The following is a 2,073-nucleotide window of genomic DNA, read 5'->3' as shown; positions in this document are numbered from 1 at the left end:
ATTGCATGAATATATGGACGCAAGTATTCTCCGGTCAGCTCCATCGGATTACCCGGACCGTAGGCATGTTCACCTCCTGGCTGGATGTAAGCAAACGTATTGCCACCAACCTTGATCCCAATCTTTTTGACGCCGTTGCGCCGACCTATTACTTTGGCATCAGCCACGAAAGCGATAGCCTTTTGGACAATCTGGGTGCATCGGCCACCGTGCCTTACCTGGCTCAGCGCGTACGCTTGGATCGGGCTGCCCACGAATGGGTGTGGATTAAACAAATCGTGGATTCCGTGGCTATCCCCTTGAATAAAAAAGTATATTTTTATGAAGGAGGACAGCACATCACTCCCATACCTTTCGGGGTACCCTCCACTTACGATCAGGTATTACTGGACATCCAGCGGGATACGGCTATGTATAATTTATATGTAGAAAACTATGAATATCTTAAAAGCATTCACAGTGGACCGTATCCCTGGTTATTAATGAACTTCTCTCTCGTAGCCCCGCTGAGCGCACAATACGGTAGCTGGGGCTTGTTAGAAACATTATTGCAGGACACCACTGCCATTCCGGCACCCAAATTGTCGGCTACAATTAAATATATCAAAGAATGTAATAACGTTCAATTACAGGAAATTCAGGAAAAGCAATATTCCATTTTTCCCAATCCAACCCACAATTATATTTATGTTAAATTAAAAAATAGCAGTATAACCTCCCTACCCTACGAAATACGTGACCTTAGTGGTAAAACCGTGGTCTCCGGAAAATTAAATAATGCCACAGAAACATTGGATATTTCCCAATTGAAACCTGGATTTTATATTTTCGCAGTCTCTAACTTTGCATCTTCTTTTGTGAAATACTAATTCAGTTTGTCGGACGAGAAACCCCTAATCCTTACCTGGCCAGGGTGGTATCCTAGCGAAGAAAAACCTTACCAAGCCATATTCATTAAAAAACATTTGGACCTAGTGGCCCGTGACGTGCGGTTGGTAGGTTTCCATGTCCGCCACCGGAAAGGTTTAAAATGGCGCCGGCAACTGCGTCAGGAAAGCTGGGGCCCCCTAACCGTTTATGAAATTCCTTCCTTTCTCCCCTTAAAAATTCTTGGGTATTTCCTGGTTCCTTTCTGGGAAGCTAAAAAGGTGAAGAGAAATTACGGAAAACCGCAGGTGTTTCACCTCCATGTCTCCTATCCATATGCGATATTTTCGCTTCCGATAAGGTTTCTGAATATTCCCTACTGGGTAATCTCAGAACACTGGTCAGGTTTCGTGATTGAGAAAAAAAATTACCTCAGCCCTCTTCTATACTGGTTGCTACGTTATTCCATCAAGTCGTTTGACGCAGTACTTACAGTCTCTGAATATTTAAAAAAAAGATTAATAGAAAAATTTCCTCTTATATCTAACAAAAAAGTACTAATTATTCAAAACCCTATTAAATTTCCGGACAGGCCTCCCCCTTGTCCAGATTGCGGTGATAAAACTTTTCGATTCCTTACAATTGGAAATTTAGTAGATTCCCTAAAAAACATCTCCTTTCTTCTGAAAGCATTTGCTGAACTTTCAAAAAATTTCCCCCAAACCCACTTGGACGTGGTGGGCGATGGGCCAGACAGGACTTCTCTGGAACAGTTAGCAAAAGATTTAGGAATAGACCACAAGGTGTGCTTTCATGGTGCTGTACCCAATGAGAATATTTACACTTTTTACGAACGATGCCATGCTTTTGTACTTTTTAGTCGTTTTGAAACCTTTTCCATAGCCACGGCCGAAGCCCTGAGCCATGGTAGGCCAGTTGTGGTTTCAGACTGTGGCGCGCCCGCTGAGTACATCAATGATATAAGCGGTGTCTTAGTTCCCCAAGATAACCTGGAAACCGCCGTGGAAGGCCTAAAAAAAATTATCAATTATTATCATAAATACGATCCTGAGAAAATTTACAATTATGCCAAGAGCTTGTTCAATAACGAAACTGCGCGACTGAAAATTTTGGAAGTTTATAAAACCAGTAGCAATAACTTTTGATAATTATAAATAAGCATAATGAAGTTTTTCAGAAAAAAGC

The 2,073-nt window shown here is 41.8% G+C and carries 2 protein-coding genes; both read left to right on the top strand.

The features are described 5' to 3' along the window. Positions 1 to 869 (top strand): T9SS type A sorting domain-containing protein (locus tag NZ519_13730; GenBank protein MCS7029814.1); only part of this gene is annotated, 869 nt, incomplete at its 5' end. A 105-nt stretch (positions 870 to 974) separates the two neighbouring features. Continuing rightward, positions 975 to 2,033, top strand: coding sequence for a glycosyltransferase (locus NZ519_13725; protein MCS7029813.1), 1,059 nt, complete (start codon positions 975 to 977; stop codon positions 2,031 to 2,033). Positions 2,034 to 2,073: the final 40 nt, after the last annotated feature.

The organism is Bacteroidia bacterium (genome assembly GCA_025056095.1).
Lineage (GTDB): Bacteria > Bacteroidota > Bacteroidia > JANWVE01 > JANWVE01 > JANWVE01.
This window is presented reverse-complemented; position numbering and strand designations above follow the sequence as displayed.